Raw genomic sequence first — 17,885 nt, forward strand, 5'->3', positions numbered from 1 at the left:
AGCCATCGCTCAGGAAAAGAAGGTGCGCGTCAATGACGAGATCGACGCGCCGCAGGTACGATTGATCGGCCCGGATGGGCAGCAGGTCGGGATCGTTTCGTTGCGCGAAGCGTTTGCTGCAGCGGACGAAGCGGGGTTGGATCTGGTGGAGATCGCGCCAATGGCCAATCCGCCGGTCTGCAAAATCATGGATTACGGAAAATACAAATACCAGGAACAGAAAAAGGCGCAGGAAGCGCGCGCCAAACAAAAACAGATCCAGGTCAAAGAGATCAAAATCCGTCCGGGTACCGACGAAAACGACTACCAAATCAAATTGCGCAATTTGCGCCGTTTTTTGACCGACGGGGACAAAGCCAAGGTGACCTTGCGGTTCCGCGGACGGGAGATGGCCCACCAAGAGCTTGGGCTACGCCAGTTGGAGCGAATCCAACAAGATTTGGCGGATATCGGCGTCGTCGAACAGATGCCCAAGCTCGAAGGCCGGCAAATGGTGATGGTGATCGCACCGATCAAAAAAAAGGTAAAATAGCGGGTCTTGCCCCTTGCGCGGGCAAGCGATTCGTTGAACAAGTGGCCGTCGGGCTCTCAAGCATCCGGTGCGATGCGCCTGGTGCCACATCGGAAAGGAGCAGAAACAATGCCCAAAATGAAGACGAAAAAAGGAGCCGCGAAGCGCTTCAAAGTGCGGGGTAGCGGTAGCATCAAGCGTTCCCAAGCGTTCAAGCGCCACATCCTGACCAAGAAAAGTCCGGACCGCAAGCGGCGGTTGCGTGGGATGGTCGAGGTTCATCCCAGTGACATGGGCTTGGTCAAACAGATGTTGCCGTACGCATAAGGGAGAAGCAAGATGCCTCGGGTAAAACGTGGGGTAACGGCGCGCGCTCGCCACAAAAAAGTTCTGAAGCTCGCGAAAGGGTACCGCGGTCGCCGCAAGAACGTCTATCGGGTAGCCAAACAGGCGGTGATGAAGGCGTTGCAATACGCCTACCGTGACCGCCGTCAGCGCAAACGCCAGTTCCGTGCGCTCTGGATCACTCGGATCAACGCGGCTGCGCGCGAACACGGCATGACCTACAGCGAATTCATCAACGGTTTGAAGAAAGCGCAAGTGGACGTCGACCGTAAAGTGTTGGCCGATCTTGCCGTCTTCGACAAACCCGCGTTTGGTGCGTTGGTGGAAAAAGCGCGCGCGCACCTGACTGCTTGATTGTGTTGCGCCATCGGAGGACGCGCAAGTCGCTAGCGACTGCGGTGGCGCGAAACGAAAAAGGGAGGCGCGCCTCCCTTTTTTTGTTGGTGAGGAACGAAGATGGGTAGCGAATGGGTTCGGGAGGCAGAAGCCGCATTTGCTGCGGCGACGACAGTCGCGGCGCTGGAAGACGCCAAAGCGCGTTTTCTAGGGAAAAACGGCGTCATCACGAATGCGTTGAAAGGCTTAGGTAAGCTCCCGCCAGAGGAGCGCAAAGCGCAAGGGGCGGCAATCAACGCGGCCAAAGCCGAGATCGAAGCGTTGCTCGAAGCGGCGCGGGCGCGTCTGGAAGCAGAACAGTTGGCACGGTCACTTGCCGCGCAAGCCATCGACGTCACGCTACCGGGACGCCGCCGTTCGGTCGGTGCCCCGCACCCGGTTTGGCGCACGCTCGAGCGGGTCGAGGCTCTCTTCGCGTCGTTGGGGTTTTCGGTTGCCGACGGTCCTGAGATCGAAGACGACTGGCACAATTTCACCGCGCTCAATACGCCGGAAGATCACCCCGCGCGCTCGATGCACGACACGTTTTACCTCGAAGGGCGCACGGACGTGGTGCTCCGCACGCATACCAGTCCCGTTCAGATCCGGGCGATGCGTGCTCATGTTGCGGCGCATGGTGCCGCGTCGGAGTTGCGTATCATCGCGCCGGGGCGGGTCTATCGCGTCGATTCGGACGCAACCCATTCGCCGATGTTCCATCAGTTGGAAGGGCTCTGGGTTGGGCCGACCATCGCCTTTACCCACCTCAAAGGGGTTGTGCAAGCGTTTCTGCACGCCTTTTTCGAAACCGACGCGCTCGAAGTGCGTTTTCGGCCTTCGTTCTTCCCATTCACCGAACCGTCGGCTGAGATCGACGTCCGGTTCATGAGCGGCGCGCTCAAAGGGAAGTGGTTGGAGATCGCTGGCTGCGGCATGGTTCATCCTACGGTGCTTGCCAACGGTGGCTTCGATCCCGAACAGGTCCGTGGTTTTGCGTTCGGTTTCGGTCTCGACCGGTTGGCGATGTTGCAGTACGGGATCAACGACCTCAGGCTCTTCTTCGAGAACGACGTGCGCTTCTTGGCGCAGTTCGCGTAGGGAATCGACGATGAAAATTCTGGTGAGTTGGCTGGAATCGTGGGTGAAGCACGCCGCGCCGCTCGACGTGGCGACGCTTGCGGAGCGGTTGACGATGGCAGGGCTCGAAGTAGAAAGTGTCGAGCCGGTTGCACCGCCCTTCACTGGCGTGGTCGTCGGCGAGATTGTCGAAGTGGCGCCGCATCCCAACGCGGACAAGCTGCGTCTCTGTACGGTCGATGTCGGGCAAGGCGAGCCGCTTGCGATCGTTTGCGGCGCACCGAACGCTCGCGTGGGGCTCAAAGCGCCGTGCGCGCTCGTCGGTGCGCAGCTGCCGGGCGGCTTGACCATTCGCCAAGCCAAATTGCGCGGGGTGGCGTCGTTCGGGATGCTCTGTTCGGCGCGGGAGTTGGGCATTTCCGACGACCACGCCGGGTTGATGGAACTCCCTGCCGACGCGCCGGTTGGTGCCGATATTCGCCGCTACCTGCAACTCGACGATGCGGTAATCGAGCTCAAGATGACCCCAAACCGCGCCGATTGCCTCAGTGTCTTGGGCGTTGCGCGCGAAGTGGCGGCACTTACGAATACGTCTGTGACCCCGCCGTGGGCGCCGGGCACGGTAACCGAGCGCGACCATCCCTTGTCGCCGCAAGCACCACTCGTGCCGTCTGCAGGCTTTACCGCCGGGCGAGCGGTGCGTCTCGACGCGCCAGAAGCGTGTCCCCGTTATCTCGGGCGCTGGATCCGCGGCGTCGACCCCACGCGGCCAACGCCCGAATGGATCGAACGGCGTCTGCGCGCTGCGGGTTTGCGCCCAATCCATTTTCTGGTCGATGTCACCAACTACGTGATGCTCGAATTGGGCCAGCCACTGCACGCGTTCGACGCGCAGCAGTTGGCAGGCGACATCACCGTGCGCTGGGCTCGAGACGGCGAGCGACTGACGGTGCTGACCGGTGACGAGGTGACGCTCGACGCCGCGACCCTCGTGATCGCCGACGCCCAAGGCCCGGTGGCGTTGGCCGGTCTGATGGGCGGGCTCGAAAGTGGCGTGCGCACGACGACGACCGAGATTTTTCTGGAAAGTGCCCATTTCACTCCCAGCGCAATCGCTGGGCGCGCCCGACGTTACGGGCTGAATTCGGACGCGGCGCACCGCTTCGAACGCGGTGTCGATCCAGAAGGGTGCCGCCGTGCGCTGGAACGGGCAACCGCGTTGATCCTTGAGATTGCTGGGGGCGAAGCGAGCGAAGTGGTCGTTGCCGAAACGCCCGCTCATTTACCGGTGCGGTCGGCGATCACCGTCACCGCGTCGCGGCTTGCCGCCCACTTGGGGGTTCCCGTGAACGCAGACGATGCCGCGCGGTGGCTCGAACGCGAAGGGGTGGCCACTCAGGTGGTCGGTGAGACGATCACCGCGGTGCCACCAAGCTGGCGCTTCGATCTGGCGATTCCGGAAGATTTGGCCGAAGAGGTGGCGCGGTTGATCGGCTATGACGCGATCCCAGCGCAAATGCCGGAGATCTCCGCAGTGATGGGGCAATCGCCCGAAACCCGCCGTGCGCGCCATGCGGTCCGCCATTTCTTGTGCACGCGTGGCTACAGTGAAGCGATCACCTACGCGTTCGTCGAGAAGCGTTGGGAGACCGAGGTGCTGGGCAACGCACAGCCGATCGCGTTGGCGAACCCCATCGCTGCGCCGCTTGCGGTGATGCGCTCTTCCCTCATTCCCGGGTTGGTGGAGGCGGTTGCGGCAAACCGCAAACGGCAAGTCGAAAGCGTGCGGCTCTTCGAAATCGGACGCTGCTTTCTTTCGGCAGAGCCGATTACTGCGGTGACCCAAGACGCGCTCGATGCCGCGCTCGCCCATCACCAGCCGCTGAAATTGGCGGCGATCGCTTGGGGAACCGCGGAGCCGGGGTGGACGGAGGCGGGGCACCGTGCGGTCGACTTCTTCGATCTCAAAGGGGATCTCGAAGCGCTCTTCACACCGGAAACGCTCGCGTTCGAACGGGTCGAACACCCGGCGCTCCATCCGGGGCGTTCGGCGTCGGTTTGGTTGGTTCAGGGCAAGGAGCGAACCCAGATCGGGGTGATCGGAGAGCTCCACCCGAAATGGGCACGCCACTGGGAGCTGAAACCGGCGCCGGTGGTTTTCGAGATCGAGCTGGAATGGGCGCTCGCGCGCCGCAAACCCGAATACCAACCGCTCTCGAAGCAACCGATGGTGACACGCGATCTGGCGTTCTTGGTGCCCGAAGGGCGCTCTGCCGCCGAACTGATCGCCGTGGCGCGTGCCGCTGCGCCGCAAGCGCTGCAATCGGTCTGGGTGTTCGACGTCTACCAAGGAAAAGGGTTGCCGGAAGGGATGAAGAGCGTGGCGTTGCGATTCCGCTGGCAGCATCCGGAGCGAACACTTACCGACGCCGAGATCGACGAAGCGGTGGTGCAGATCGTCGACGCGCTTGCCGCCCAATGTGCCGCAACCCTGCGTCAGTGATCGCGAATGCGTTGGAGCGACAGAGGATACGATGGCAGCAGAATTGACGAAAGCAGAACTGACCGAGGTACTGGTCGAGCAGGTGGGGATTCCCCGTGCCGAGGCCAAACAATTGGTCGAGTGTTTTTTCGAGACGATCACCGAACGGCTGGTTGCCGGGGAAACGGTGAAACTTTCCGGGTTTGGCGTTTTCGAGGTTCGGGACAAGCCGCAGCGCCCGGGGCGTAACCCGCGAACGGGAGAGGTCGTTCCGATCGAACCGAGGCGTGTGGTAACCTTTCACGCCAGCAACAAACTCAAAGAGGCAGTCGCCCACCATGACCTCGTCGAACGAAACCCGGAACGTGAACCCGCAGTGGTCTGATTTGCCGGAAGTGCCCGCCAAACCGTTTTTCACGCGGCAAGAGGCAGCCGAGCTCGTCGGCGTACCGGAGCGGCTCTTACGGCAGTGGGAACGGGAGTTTGCAGTGGACCACCCGCGCGGGCGGACGCGGCGTTTTTTTCGCCGCAGCGAAATCCTCTTGTTGCGGCGCATCCGGCGGCTGCTTTTGGGGGAGGGCAGGTCGCATGACGAGGTGCGACAATTGCTCGGGCTCAGCGCACTGGCGGATGAGGCGGTGAGTGAGCAACTGGCGAGCTGGTGCGGAGCGCTTGCCGAAGTCGAGCATGCGCTTGCGGCGGTGGTTCGGTATCTAAATGCCGTGCTGGAAAAAACCCCGACTCAACAACCTTGATCCTTGGTGAACTCGACTTCACCTGTTCCCGGCGTGCTGGGGAATGATGCTGCGTCACAGAAAGTGTGTAAAATACAATCGATCTCATTCGCAATGTAATTTTTGGTACAAGCACGGATATGGTGGTAAATCGTACTGATGAGCGATGCCGCTCGTGGATGCAAACGCTGCTGCCCAACAGCTCAAAGTGATCGGAACGTACATGGTCGGCCAAGGGGGAAGATGCTCGAGAAGAACAGTTCGCTCTCTCAGGCGGACGAACGGTACCGGTACGCGCGGCAAAACAGCTTTGACCATGACTCGTTGTGGCCGCGTCTTCGCAATGAAGTCGTAGTTGAATTGGCAGCCATACTTCGCGAAGTGACGCTATTCCGTAATGAAAGCGCATACCCCAGGAGACTGATCCGCTTTGGGTAGATGTCAGTATTCTGGTGGGAAGTTTGGCAGTTGGCGCGGTTGCTTGCGGTGTTGTTGTGTGGAAACAAAAGAGGAGACATAACCCCATTCGTTTTGGTGTTGACGATAACAATTCTCATTATCTATAATATTGACACTAACAATAAAGAGTACGCCATCATGATGCGGCACAGTGGATCAGGGGGCGCCGAACAGTAGATGATCGCTGGATCGAAGTTGGAACAGAGGTGCAGGATCGTACCGTTGAATCGTGCGTTGGAGTGCAGTCGATGCAGCAGAGGCTCCTTGGGCAGAAACGTGCGACTTCTCCTGTGGGCAGTTCTTCAATGAGCGAATGGCTCAATTGTGAATGGTTGCTAGTGAACACTTTGTGTGCAAAGGAGATAACGGTTTGGAAGATAGGCAACGGCGTTTGCATGAGCAGGTCGAAAGCGCGAAAAAATGGCAACGCCATCGAATATGGAATAAAAAAATGACAATGAACTGGATTATTGGAATTGTAGTAACTGCAGTACATGTAGCGGCGATACTTTTTATGATGTCGAAGACAACAGTGGCGATAGCAAATAATGTTGAAAAATCGCCAAAAATTGTGAACGTAACATTGATGAGTGTTGCCAAACATAATGATGTTGAAAAAAAGGCAGAGGTAGCAGAATTAAATGATAATAGCTTAATCAGTAATGAAAAAGATGTAAAAATAGATAATACCAGTAAAGATCAGGTAAAGAAAAAGGAAAGAAAGATCGAAAAAAAGACGAATAAGAAAAGAACCGAGAAAAAAAACGTGTTGAATAAAATGAATAAAAAAATTGAAGATAATGTTTCAAGTCAAAACGAATCTAATTTCGAAAGTAAAGTAAATGGTAGCGAAGTCAACGAAATTAAAAAAGAGTTCATGGTAGAACAGGCAGAAAATGCAATGCCAATAGTGGAGCAACCGTCGGCTTACGCAGCTTATCTCAATAATCCACCGCCAGATTATCCAACAGCCTCACGTCGTCTGGGTGAAGAGGGGACTGTGATCATTCGGGCGTTAATCGAGGAGGATGGGCACGCATCGATTGTTCAGGTAGAAAAATCGAGTGGTTACTTACGATTAGATCGTGCAGCAGAGGAGGCAGTAAAGAAATGGAAGTTTAAGCCTGGGAAGAAAAATGGGATTCCTGTCGCCATGTGGCATCTGATACCTATTAAGTTTGAGCTCAAATGATTGGGGAGAAAAAGTTGGAAGGTATGGTTAGCAAATTTGGAATCGAACATCTTTGGTGGCAAGGTGACGAAATCATTCGAGGCATAGCCATCGTCTTGCTGCTGATGTCCATTGCAAGCTGGATCGTTATTCTAATAAAATTGATAGAAATTGGTAGAGTAAAATTACAAAATAGGCGTGTAGATGTTTTTTGGCACTCTGAAGATGTTATTGAAGGAATAGAAAAGCTAGGCAACGAAAATGACAACCCGTTTGCAATGATTGCGCGAAATGCACATATAGCCGCTAATCATTTGCAGGGTGATAATAGTGCCGATAATAAAAAAACCCAACTTCATGACAAACTAGACCCAAGTGAATGGATTGGGCGAGCAATAAACCAAGCAATAGATAGATCAGTATTCAAGTTGCAATCTGGCTTGTGGATATTGGCATCGGTGGCATCGACGGCTCCATTCGTTGGGTTGTTTGGAACTGTTTGGAGTATCTATCACGCATTGATGAACATAAGTACTAATGGATCGGCATCTCTCGACCAAGTTGCTGGCCCAATTGGTGAGGCTTTGATCATGACCGCTCTAGGTTTGGCTGTAGCAATACCAGCGGCTTTGGGGTATAACGCAATAGTTCGCGGGCAAAAAATCGCGGTCCATATGATAAACCGCTTTGCGCATGAAATTCATTCCTATTATTTATCCGGTATGCGTTGGAAAAAGTGATATAACGCAATGCATGTGATGATAGAGGTAGCAATAGGTAAAAAGTGAATGGGGGATTAAATATGTCGCACGGGATAATAGATGAAAACGGGGGTGATCTTAACTCAGAAATTAATATGATTCCGCTTATCGATGTTATGCTGGTTTTGTTGATCGTATTCATCGTAACGATACCTGTTATCAGGCATTCTATATCCGTTTCATTGCCCAAGGCGACGATGGATGCTGATAAGACTGAAGAGCCTGTAAAAATTGTAGTGGCTAGTGATGGAACGTATTTTTGGAATAACGACGTGGTCGACCTTCAAGAGCTGGAAGCCCGTTTGGAAGACATCTCGAGTAAGTCTGATATTCCTGGAGTTCAAGTGCTGGGAGATAGATCTGTTTCGTACGAAAAGGTTGTTCAGCTATTGGCGCTAGTTTCTAGAAGTGGAATTCAATCTGTGGGGTTGGTAACCGAACCGGAGGTGAAATGATATCTTGAAATATGTTTTCTCATTTGTTGTTGTTAAAAAATTTTTTAATAAATAAAGGAGAGCCAGAGATGAAATCTGAGAAGAAAGTGTCGCCGAAATTTCTTTTAGGGTCAATTTTGTTTGCAACAAATACATACGCAATTGCTCAGGAAGGTATTGTCGATAATGAAGCAGTATTGGGAACAGTCAATGTCATTGCTGACTCGATTCCTGAAGAGATTGAGTCAAAAAATTCTCTTAAGGTCGATACTACTAGAATAGGAAAAGGGGTGCAAGCAATCCGTGATATTCCACAAAATGTTACAGTTATGACCGAAAAGCTTCTTAACGATCGGGAGTTGGACGATTTTCGAGATGTGCTCAAGTTTACGTCAGGTGTTACATTCCAAGCAGGCGAAACTGGAGAAGAAGATGTTCTGATGAGGGGTTTTTCTCTTGGGCAAGCAGGAGATATTTTACGAGATGGAATGAGGGAGGCCTCTCTGATCACGAGAGATACGTTTGCAACGGATCGAGTTGAGGTGATCAAGGGATCTGCATCGATGCTGTTCGGGAAAGGGTCGACTGGTGGTGTTGTGAACCAAGTTAGTAAAAGAGCCTTTTTTGCTGATTACTATCAGTTGGAGGCTAAGATTGGTGATGGACGTTTTGGCCGGTTGCAGGCTGACTTGAACAAAGATTTTGGAAAAAATGGTGCGGTACGTTTGAATTTGATGACCCAAAGTGCGGATCAATGGGGTTCAAAAGACAACAGAAATGGTGTAGCTTTGAATTGGCGAAACTTGCTCGGTAACGGTCACGAATTGATGGTCGATTTGTACCATCTAAAAACCGATCAACGTCCAATCTACAACCATCCATGGCTGCTCACGGGCAACAATGGAGAACTCAATAGGAAAATTGTTCCTGTTCTCGACTCGAAGAATTTTTATGGATTCAGAAGCGATTACAATCAGACCGAACAAACCGTTGTCACCGTTGGCCACACTGTAAAATTTTCAGTCGATGAGGAACTGAAAACCACGTTACGATATGGTAAATACGAACGTGACTTGTGGGCATCGGTAGTCCGTTTTGCTAATGCGTCGTTACAACCAGATGGAAAAGCAGTAAGTTTGGATAATATGCCAACCGACGCAACGGTTTTGACTAGGAATAGCTTCAAGGGGAGAAGAGGTATTAGTGATATCTTTCAATTGCAAAGTGATTATAGCAACAAATTCGAGTTAGGTGGGTTCAAACATCATCTAATGGCGGGTGTCGATATCACACATGAAAATGCAAAAAGAAACAATAATAATAGTGGCGGATCGTTGGCCTTAAGTGATCCTTTGGCGACAACCACCGTTGGTAATCCAAACGATGGAGCTTATCGTGCTGATACTCGGACGTGGATCTATAATGAATTCGAGTCCCAATCGATTGGTGTTTATCTACAAGATATCGTTTCGCTCTCTAAACAATGGAAAGTTGTAGCGGGCGTTCGTTTCGATCGATTCAATGCGGATTATTACGATTATGTGTCCACCAACAGTGGGTCGCGTGCCGATAATCTTTTTAGTCCTCGGTTTGGCTTAATTTTCGAGCCGAACACGTCTTCTTCTTATTATGTCTCTTATGGTGAGTCTTATAATACTTCTGGAGATACCTATCAGTTTTCTCTTGGGAATTTTGCTCCCGGTAGCAACAATGAAAAAGCTGCAAACACTCCCCCAGAAAAAAGCCGTAACTTGGAAGTTGGCGGAAAGTGGGAGCTATTCAATCAGAGAGCGCTTGTTGGTTTAGCCTTATTTAGGAGTGAGAAGTACAACGAGCGCAATACCGATCCTGATACTGCAGCCACTCAAATGCTGCTCTCTGGTAAACGGCATGCAACTGGAGTCGAGCTAAGCTTTGCAGGCCAGATTACGCCGCGATGGGAGTTTTTCTACAATCATACCTGGATTCCAGATGCTGAAATCGATGAATGCAATGAATCCACTTGCACCGGCAATGCTCAGAGGGAAGGCGACCGGCCGGGGTTGACTCCTCGAAACAGTGCCAGTGCATGGACGACCTATCGCATCGACAACAAATGGCGCGTCGGTCTGGGTATGACCCACCGAAGCAAACAAAGTCCGGTTGGGAACAGAAGCGTGGTTGCCTCGTCCTTCACCACTTGGGATGCGATGGTTGAATATCAACTTCATCCGAATACGGCGCTCAAGTTGACAGTGACGAACTTGACTGATGAGCTCTACGCCGATGCCCTATACCGTGGATTTTACAGCCCTGGGGAGCCGCGTAGGGTATATTTGAGCATCAATTCCGTTTTCTGATCCGTAGATGTTGTGTCGGGCGTAATGAGGAGTGCCAGATGATTATTCACCTGAAAGAAGTGATTAGCAAGGACGAACTCCAGTCGATGCGCACTATCCTCGAGTCGCCCGGCACGCCCTGGATCGAAGGCAAAAAAACTGCTGGCACCCAGGCTCAATTGGTGAAGAACAATGAACAACTTCAGTCTGGGAGCGAACAGGCAAAACGTTTGCGGAAAATAGTTCTTGATGCGTTAAAGAGAAATCCAATTTTTTTTGCAGCTGCTTTGCCTAAAAAAATCTTCAATCCAATGTTCAATAGATATCGCCCTGAGGCACCCACATATGGCCCACATATCGATGGGGCAATCTTGTATTCCCATGATGATAGTTTTTGGGTTAGGGGAGATATTTCGTGTACTTTGTTTTTGTCTGATCCTGACGAGTATGATGGCGGTGAACTTATTGTTCATGACGTTTCTGGTATAAATCGATTAAAGCTACCGGCTGGCGATGCCATTCTTTACCCAGGTGGATCTCTTCATTCTGTTTCACCTGTTGTTAGAGGGGTGAGGTTGGCAAGCTTTTTTTGGATTGAAAGCATGGTAAGAAATGTTGAGCAGCGCAAGATCTTGTTTGAGCTGGATAAGAATATTTTGAGTCTCAGAAGTGCTATTGGTGAGTGCGAGCAAACGGTTGCACTCACAGGAATTTATCATAATCTTCTCCGCCTATGGGGAGATACTCTATGAGCACAACGTATCAAAATTTGAAAGATATTCTTTCATCAGGAATTTATGAATATTTTTTTTCTGGTGCGGACGATTCTGTTACTTTGAGAGAAAATGAGCTGTCATGGAAAAGGTTTCAGATTGTACCTCGAGTGATGTCATCGCCAAGATCGGTCTCACTGGAGATCGATTTTTTTGAAAAAAAGTGGCCATCCCCTTTTTTGGTTGCTCCAATGGCATATCTTGGCATGGTCCATGAACATGGTGACCTTGGGGTTGCATTGGCTTCTGCTGCACAGCAATTCGGTTTTATACTCTCTTGTCATGCAACCACTCCGCTAGAACTTATTTCTAGTCATTTTTTACGCGAAGAACTTAGAGGCCCTCTTTGGTTTCAGTTTTACCCTTATGGATCTCACGCAGAGTGGCTGTCTTTGATCTCGCGAGTTCAGCGAGCTGGCTATGAGGCTCTGGTCGTTACTGTCGATGCGCCGGTCAAGTGGACACCTAAAGCGGCTATTGATGCTGGTTTTTCCGTTCCGGCAAACTGCCCGCAGCCTAATCTTTCCGGTGTTCCGCCTCGGGGGTCTCTTACTGATGTTCTGAAACAGGCATTTTCATGGAATGATCTCAAGTGGTTGCGTGAAAAATGTTCGCTGCCCATTGTCATAAAAGGGGTTCTCAATCCTGAAGATGCCTCTCGTCTCTGCGATGAATCATTGTGTGATGCAATTATTGTGTCGAATCATGGTGGACGTGTCATCGATCGAGTGATTCCAACTGCATATGTACTGAAAGAGATTGTCGCATCTGTGGCTAATCGTGTGAAAGTTTTGGTGGATAGCGGTATTCGCAGTGCTCACGATGTTGCGGTTGCACTGGCGTTGGGTGCAGATGCGGTTTTGATTGGACGGCCTGTTGTTGCAGCGCTTGCTGAAGGCGGTGCCCAAGGTGTTGCCCATCTCTTTTCCCGCTGGCGAGATGAGCTTTCTGCTATTATGGCTGTCTGCGGTTTTTCCACTATTTCTGATTTCAAACTAAATATCGATATTAGGTGGCCCAAAGAGCATTTAATTTGACTTGATTAGATTGCGAGGATAATGAAATTGATTTGTGTCAGCTTAGCTTGTAAATGACAGAAAAATACCGGTTTGAGACGTACTCCCTACGAAGCTGGGGCATCCTTGTGTTGTGTCAAGACGCAAGGAGTGCGTCATACTCAACCGAGCGGTCTTCCTCATGATACGCGAAACGCGACAAAAGGGGTGTTATCTCCATGAGATTGTTGAAGAGGTGTGATGCTTGCAGCGAACCGTGCGTCGTGCGCTGCGGCGCGTTGGGCCACCGAACTGTCGACGGCCATGTAAAAATGACCCACCTTGGCCATCGAAATTGACCCACCTTCGTTACCCTGCCTCTACAAGGGCACTGCATTCGTGCGATTGCCCGCATGACGTGGCACTCCCGCAATACCGTGTGCGCTATCCTGCGTCGGGATGAGCGGCAAAGCGAAGCGGTGCAACGTCGGGCAAGAGCGACGTTGATCAACCCCTATGCCGACTATGTCAAGCGGCGCATGGCGCAACTCCCTGGCATTTTTGCCAGCGTGCTCTATCGCGAGGTCGTGTAGCTTGGCTATGGCGGCAGCGCGCGCTCAAGGCGCTCAGCGTGCTTGAAACCCGTTTGTGCGCTTGCTTCTCCGTCAAGAGACCCAGTATCCCATGCTCAGCTGGTGTTCTAGACAAAAACCGCTGAATGTGACTCCGATTGCTACGCTTCCCTTCTAAGTCTTAGTCCGAGGGTGCAAATGCGATAGCCCTGACTGAACGAATACAAAACTATTGTGTGACCAGCGTGCTATGCTATAATTCGCAAGGTGTCGGGGCGTAGCGCAGCCTGGTAGCGCACCTGCATGGGGTGCAGGGGGTCGCGAGTTCAAATCCCGCCGCCCCGACCATCTTCTCTCAGTGGTAGAGAGAATCGATCAGTGTCCCAAGCGGGACTTTTTTTGGCGGCGGAGTATTAGAAAATGATAATACTCAGAAACGTTGTGATGCTGGGTGTGGTCGGTTTTTTGGCAGCGGGCGCTTGGGCGCAAACCGCGCCAGAGGCGGCGCAGGATGATGCGGCGCTTGCGGTCGGTGTCGTCGAACGGCAACAGGTTCGCGAACGCATCGTTGCCGAAGGGGTGATCGAAGCGGTCTTGCAGGCGCGGGTGGCGCCCGAGGTTGCTGGGCGCATCGTCGAGGTGCGCGTCGACGCGGGCACGAAAGTCAAAGCGGGCGATCTCCTTTTCGTGCTCGACGACACGGCGGTGCGCCAAGAGGTGGCTGCGGCCCGTGCGCGCTTGGCGCAGGCCGAAGCGAACCTGGCGCAGGCGCGTGCCGAATGGGAACGGGCGAAAAACCTCTTTGCCCAAAAATTCATCAGTGAATCGCGTCTCGATTCGGCGCGCACCGCACTCGATGCGGCCCAAGCGGAACGCAACGCGGCGCAAGCACAGCTGGCGCGCGCCGAAGCGGCGCTCGCCTATACCCAAGTGAAGGCGCCGTTCGATGGGATAGTCGCGGAGCGCTACGGGAACCAGGGCGATATGGCGCAGCCCGGGCAGCCGCTCCTCTTGCTCTACCAGCCGGGCGCGTTGCGCGCCGTGGCGCAAGTGCCGCAAGAGCGGATTCGCGCGTTGGGGCAGCCTCTTGCTGCCCGCGTCGAAGTCCCCGGGCAAGCGCGTGCTTGGAACGCTACCGCGGTGACGGTGCTGCCCGCGGTCGACCCGAAGACGCAGACGCAGACCGTGCGTGCCGATCTTCCGCCAGACGCAGGTGATGGGCTGGTTCCCGGGACGTTTGCCCGAATGGAGATCTCCGCAGCGGGTGGGGAACGGCTCGTCGTGCCGACGCAAGCGATCCTACGGCGTGGCGAATTGACCGCAGTCTATGTCGAAACCGCCAACGGTTGGCGCTTGCGCCAGGTTCGCCTGGGGGATCGCGTCGATGAGGCGCACGTTCAGGTTCTGGCTGGGCTCGCAGCTGGGGACCGTGTTGCGCTCGACCCGGTGAAAGCGGGGTTGATCGCTGCCGAAACGGCGCGTGACAGCGGTGATCGGTCGTGAGGAGCTTGGGATGAGTGCACCGATCTTACCTGGTGAAACCACGGGCAATCCGCTTGGCATTTCTGGGCGCACTGCGGCCACGTTTCAGCGCAATGCGATCACACCACTCCTTGCGCTCGTCCTTTTCTTGGTCGGGCTTTTCGCGATCGTCATCACGCCGAAAGAGGAAGAGCCGCAGATCGACGTGACGATGGCCAACGTCCTGGTGCCCTGGCCCGGCGCGTCGGCGAAAGACGTCGAAGCGATCATCGCGCGGCCCGCGGAACTGGTGTTGTCGCGCATCGCCGGCGTCGATCACGTCTATAGCGTTTCGCGTCCTGGGATTGCGGTGATCACGGTGCAGTTCCAGGTGGGCGTGAAGAACGAGACCGCGCTCGTGCGCCTCTACGACACTGTGATGTCGAACCGCGATTGGCTCAGCCCCAACCTGGGTGTCGGCGAACCGATCGTCAAGCCGAAAGGGATCGACGACGTTCCCGTCGCGGCATTCACGCTCTTTACGCGCGATCCCGAACGAGCCGGGTACGACTTGGAGCGGGTTGCGCACGCGCTGGAGCTCGAACTCAAACGGGTTGAAGGAACACGTGACGTGCGCACGATTGGCGGCCCGGGGCAGGTGGTGCGTGTGGTGTTCGACCCGGTGCGGTTGAACGCCTACAACCTCACCGTCGATGAGCTCAAAACGGCACTGTCGCTTACCAACGTCTCGCTGCCTGCCGGGATGCTCACGCAGGACAACCGCGAAGTGCTCGTGCGCACGGGGTTGTATTTCGATTCGGTCGAAGATGTCGCCAATATCGTCGTCGGCGTCGTCGAAGGGCGACCGGTCTATCTTCGCGATGTTGCCGAGGTGGCGCTCGGTCCAGACGAGCCACGCCGTTACGTCTGGTTTGGCGCCGGGCAAGCCGGGGCGGAGACGTTGGGCATGCCCGCGGGCGCGTCGCAGCCTGCGGTGACGATCTGGGTCTCGAAAAAACCGGGTGCGAACGCCGCAACCGTGGTCAATGCACTGGTCGAACGGATGCAGCTTCTGGAAAACCAGATCATTCCCGAAGGGATCGCCTGGCAGGTGACGCGGGACTATGGCGCTACCGCGACCGACAAAGCCAATACGTTGATCGGTAAACTGATTTTTGCCACCGGTGCGGTGGTGCTGCTGGTGCTCGTAACGCTAGGATGGCGCGAAGCGGTGATTGTCGGCGTTGCGGTGACCCTCACCCTCATGGCTACGCTCTTCGCCTCCTGGGCGTACGGTTTCACCCTGAACCGCGTTTCGCTCTTTGCCCTCATCTTCTCGATCGGGATTCTGGTCGATGACGCGATCGTCGTCGTCGAGAACATCCACCGCTGGCACCACCTCAAGCCCGGGGAACCGCTGTGGCGCGTGATTCCACATGCGGTCGACGAGGTGGGTGGGCCGACGATCCTCGCCACCTTCACCGTGATCGCGGCCCTCTTGCCGATGGCGTTCGTCACCGGCCTGATGGGGCCCTATATGAGCCCGATTCCGATCAATGCGTCGATGGGGATGTTCCTTTCGCTCCTTGTTGCGTTCATCGTCACCCCGTGGCTCGCGGGCAAATTGCTCCCCGGCGGGTTGGGGAACGTCGGTGCGTCAGCCGGTGACGCCCACCCGCACGAAACGAAGGACGATCGCATCACCGCGGCGCTCGACCGGCTCTTTCGTCGCATCTTCAACCCGATCATGCATCCGAAATACGGGGCGTGGGTCCGTTTCACCTGGGGCCTTGCGGTGATGGCGCTCATTGCGGTGGCGCTGGCGCTACCGGTGCTGCAAGCGGTGATCCTCAAGATGCTGCCGTTCGACAACAAGAGCGAATTCCAGGTGGTGGTCGATATGCCACTCGGCACCCCGCCGGAGATGACCAGCCGCGCGCTGCAAGAGATGGGTGAAGCGCTGGCGGCGGCGATCCCCGAGGTGCGCGATTGGCAAGCGTACGCGGGTACCGCGAGCCCGATCAATTTCAACGGGTTGGTGCGGCAGTACTATCTGCGGCAGATGCCGGAGATGGGCGACCTGCAGATCAACCTGGTCGACCGCCGCGATCGCCACCGCAAGAGCCACGAGATCGCGATGGCTGCGCGCCCGATCGTGCAGAGAATCGCGGCGCGCTACGGGGCGACCGCCAAAGTGGTCGAAGTCCCGCCGGGGCCGCCGGTACTTTCGCCGATCGTCGCTGAGATCTACGGGCCGAGCTATGAAGGGCAGATCGCGGTGGCGCGGCAAGTTCGGCAGGTGCTGGAGACGACGCCCGACGTGGTCGACGTCGACGACACTATCGAAGAGGTCGCGCCAGAACTGGTGCTGGTGGTCAATCAGGCGAAAGCGGCGCAACACGGCGTGGCGCAAGCGCAGATCGTTTCGACCATTCGGGTCGCCCTTTCGGGAGATTCGGCCACGTCGCTCTTTGGGGGCAACAACCAGTACGAAGTGCCGGTGCGCATCCAGATGAACGCGGCGCAAAAAGACCGCATCGAGCGGGTGCTGGCGCTCAAGGTCCGTTCGCGCGAAGGGCAGTTGGTGCCGATCGGCGAGCTGGTCGATCTGGTCGAGCGGCCGCGTGAGCAGGTGATCTACCGCAAAGACCTGCTGCCTGTCGTCTATGTGACCGCCGACGTCGCCGGTCGCACCGATTCGCCGCTTTACGGGATGTTTGCCGCGCGTGCGGCGCTCGATGGGCTGGCGTTCTCCGGCCCCGGTCTCTTCGGCAAGCTGAATGAATGGTTCATCCAGCAACCGAAGAATCCGTACGCGGAATACGCGGTGAAGTGGGATGGTGAGTGGCAGGTCACCTACGAGACCTTCCGCGATATGGGCGCCGCGTACGCCGTCGGGTTGGTGTTGATCTATCTCTTGGTGGTCGCGCACTTCAAGAGCTACGGAACGCCCCTCATTATCATGGCGCCCATTCCGCTCACGATCATCGGGGTGATGCCCGGTCATGCACTCCTCGGGGCGCAGTTTACCGCTACCTCGATGATTGGGATGATCGCGCTGGCGGGGATCATTGTGCGCAACTCGATTCTGCTCGTCGATTTCGTGATCCAGCAGGTTCGCCAGGGAATGGCGTTCGAAGAGGCGATCATCCGTTCCGCCGCGGTGCGCGCGAAACCGATCGCACTTACCGCGCTCGCCGCGATGATCGGGGCGTTCTTCATCCTCGACGATCCGATCTTCCAGGGGTTGGCGATCAGTTTGATCTTTGGCGTCTTCGTCTCAACTTTGTTGACGCTGGTGGTGATTCCGATGCTGTTTTACGCGGCGAAACGCAAACGAGTCGCTGAACTTGCCGCTGTTGCGGAATGATCCGTGATTGCGTAGCGTAACCGGTAACAAAATGGCGTTGGTCGTTG

Annotated in this window: 16 protein-coding genes and 1 tRNA gene; all 17 read left to right on the forward strand. The window is 55.0% G+C overall.

Going from position 1 to position 17,885, the window contains the following annotated elements:
- Nucleotides 1–4 precede the first annotated feature (4 nt).
- The 17 genes from infC (at nucleotide 5) to HPTL_RS02660 (ending at nucleotide 17,838) form a co-directional block, all read left to right on the forward strand.
- On the forward strand, nucleotides 5–532 hold the full coding sequence (infC, locus tag HPTL_RS02570) for a translation initiation factor IF-3 (protein ID WP_119334578.1): 528 nt from the start codon (nucleotides 5–7) through the stop codon (nucleotides 530–532).
- 108 nt (nucleotides 533–640) lie between these two features.
- Nucleotides 641–838: a 50S ribosomal protein L35 gene (rpmI, locus tag HPTL_RS02575; RefSeq protein ID WP_119334579.1), complete on the forward strand. Its 198-nt coding sequence runs from the start codon at nucleotides 641–643 to the stop codon at nucleotides 836–838.
- Between the two features lie 12 nt (nucleotides 839–850).
- Nucleotides 851–1,210 carry a 50S ribosomal protein L20 gene (gene rplT, locus HPTL_RS02580; RefSeq protein WP_119334580.1) on the forward strand — a complete coding sequence of 120 codons (360 nt, stop codon included), beginning with the start codon at nucleotides 851–853 and terminating at the stop codon, nucleotides 1,208–1,210.
- 102 nt (nucleotides 1,211–1,312) lie between these two features.
- Nucleotides 1,313–2,329 carry a phenylalanine--tRNA ligase subunit alpha gene (gene pheS / locus HPTL_RS02585; protein WP_119334581.1) on the forward strand — a complete coding sequence of 339 codons (1,017 nt, stop codon included), beginning with the start codon at nucleotides 1,313–1,315 and terminating at the stop codon, nucleotides 2,327–2,329.
- 10 nt (nucleotides 2,330–2,339) lie between these two features.
- Nucleotides 2,340–4,811 (forward strand): phenylalanine--tRNA ligase subunit beta, encoded by a 2,472-nt coding sequence (gene pheT, locus HPTL_RS02590; protein WP_119334582.1) that lies wholly within the window; start codon nucleotides 2,340–2,342, stop codon nucleotides 4,809–4,811.
- A gap of 31 nt (nucleotides 4,812–4,842) precedes the next feature.
- Nucleotides 4,843–5,175: an integration host factor subunit alpha gene (locus tag HPTL_RS02595; RefSeq protein ID WP_119334583.1), complete on the forward strand. Its 333-nt coding sequence runs from the start codon at nucleotides 4,843–4,845 to the stop codon at nucleotides 5,173–5,175.
- On the forward strand, nucleotides 5,156–5,545 hold the full coding sequence (locus HPTL_RS02600) for a MerR family transcriptional regulator (protein ID WP_170141245.1): 390 nt from the start codon (nucleotides 5,156–5,158) through the stop codon (nucleotides 5,543–5,545). The genes HPTL_RS02595 and HPTL_RS02600 overlap by 20 nt, the downstream gene beginning before the upstream one ends.
- A gap of 808 nt (nucleotides 5,546–6,353) precedes the next feature.
- On the forward strand, nucleotides 6,354–7,175 hold the full coding sequence (locus tag HPTL_RS02615; protein WP_170141246.1) for an energy transducer TonB: 822 nt from the start codon (nucleotides 6,354–6,356) through the stop codon (nucleotides 7,173–7,175).
- Between the two features lie 23 nt (nucleotides 7,176–7,198).
- On the forward strand, nucleotides 7,199–7,894 hold the full coding sequence (locus HPTL_RS02620; RefSeq protein WP_119336037.1) for a MotA/TolQ/ExbB proton channel family protein: 696 nt from the start codon (nucleotides 7,199–7,201) through the stop codon (nucleotides 7,892–7,894).
- A 62-nt stretch (nucleotides 7,895–7,956) separates the two neighbouring features.
- Nucleotides 7,957–8,370 carry an ExbD/TolR family protein gene (locus HPTL_RS02625; protein WP_119334588.1) on the forward strand — a complete coding sequence of 138 codons (414 nt, stop codon included), beginning with the start codon at nucleotides 7,957–7,959 and terminating at the stop codon, nucleotides 8,368–8,370.
- A gap of 68 nt (nucleotides 8,371–8,438) precedes the next feature.
- Nucleotides 8,439–10,688, forward strand: a complete 2,250-nt coding sequence (locus HPTL_RS02630) for a TonB-dependent receptor (RefSeq protein ID WP_119334589.1) — start codon at nucleotides 8,439–8,441, stop codon at nucleotides 10,686–10,688.
- Between the two features lie 38 nt (nucleotides 10,689–10,726).
- Complete coding sequence (locus tag HPTL_RS02635) at nucleotides 10,727–11,419, forward strand: Fe2+-dependent dioxygenase (protein ID WP_119334590.1); 693 nt, start codon at nucleotides 10,727–10,729, stop codon at nucleotides 11,417–11,419.
- On the forward strand, nucleotides 11,416–12,477 hold the full coding sequence (locus HPTL_RS02640) for an alpha-hydroxy acid oxidase (RefSeq protein WP_170141247.1): 1,062 nt from the start codon (nucleotides 11,416–11,418) through the stop codon (nucleotides 12,475–12,477). Before HPTL_RS02635 ends, HPTL_RS02640 begins: the two co-directional genes overlap by 4 nt.
- Nucleotides 12,478–12,848: 371 nt before the next feature.
- A complete protein-coding gene (locus HPTL_RS02645; protein WP_119334592.1) occupies nucleotides 12,849–13,028 on the forward strand; it encodes a hypothetical protein in 180 nt (59 codons plus the stop codon).
- Between the two features lie 250 nt (nucleotides 13,029–13,278).
- Nucleotides 13,279–13,355 (forward strand) — tRNA-Pro (locus HPTL_RS02650).
- A 96-nt stretch (nucleotides 13,356–13,451) separates the two neighbouring features.
- Nucleotides 13,452–14,510, forward strand: a complete 1,059-nt coding sequence (locus tag HPTL_RS02655) for an efflux RND transporter periplasmic adaptor subunit (RefSeq protein WP_170141248.1) — start codon at nucleotides 13,452–13,454, stop codon at nucleotides 14,508–14,510.
- Between the two features lie 10 nt (nucleotides 14,511–14,520).
- Nucleotides 14,521–17,838 carry an efflux RND transporter permease subunit gene (locus tag HPTL_RS02660; RefSeq protein ID WP_119334594.1) on the forward strand — a complete coding sequence of 1,106 codons (3,318 nt, stop codon included), beginning with the start codon at nucleotides 14,521–14,523 and terminating at the stop codon, nucleotides 17,836–17,838.
- The last annotated feature ends 47 nt before the right edge of the window (nucleotides 17,839–17,885 follow it).

Origin of the sequence: Hydrogenophilus thermoluteolus (genome assembly GCF_003574215.1) — a bacterium.
GTDB classification, from domain to species: Bacteria; Pseudomonadota; Gammaproteobacteria; order Burkholderiales; family Rhodocyclaceae; genus Hydrogenophilus; species Hydrogenophilus thermoluteolus.